1 protein-coding gene is annotated in these 325 nt (G+C 73.5%); it reads right to left on the bottom strand.

The genetic code is table 11. The features are described from left to right. On the bottom strand, nucleotides 1–325 hold a 325-nt coding region (locus LE181_RS26185; protein ID WP_225663966.1), incomplete at both ends, for a CurL C-terminal domain-containing protein.

The following is a 325-nucleotide window of genomic DNA, read 5'->3' as shown; positions in this document are numbered from 1 at the left end:
CCTGACCCGAGAACAGGAAACCGACCTTGCCTCCGGAGACGCCGTCCGCCGGGACCGCGCCCGCGGCGATGGCCTCCAGCCCTCGTCGGAAGTCCGCGGGGTCCTCGCCGACGACCGCGGCCCGGTGCTCCAGCGCGGCTCGTGTCGTGGCCAGCGAGAACGCCACGTCCGCCGGTGCCGCCTCGGCGCCCTCGGCGTCCATGAAGGCAACCAGGCGTGTCGCCTGCTCCCGCAGCGCCGTCTCGTTCTTTGCCGACAGCACCCACGGGACCGGTCCCGTGAACGGCTCGGAGTCGGGTACGGGCTCTTCGCGCGCCGGGAGGTA

The sequence above is a fragment of the Streptomyces sichuanensis genome, assembly GCF_020328095.1.
Lineage (GTDB): Bacteria > Actinomycetota > Actinomycetes > Streptomycetales > Streptomycetaceae > Streptomyces > Streptomyces cinnamoneus.
Note: the sequence above shows the minus strand (reverse complement) of the source record. Positions and strands in the feature narration are given on the sequence as shown.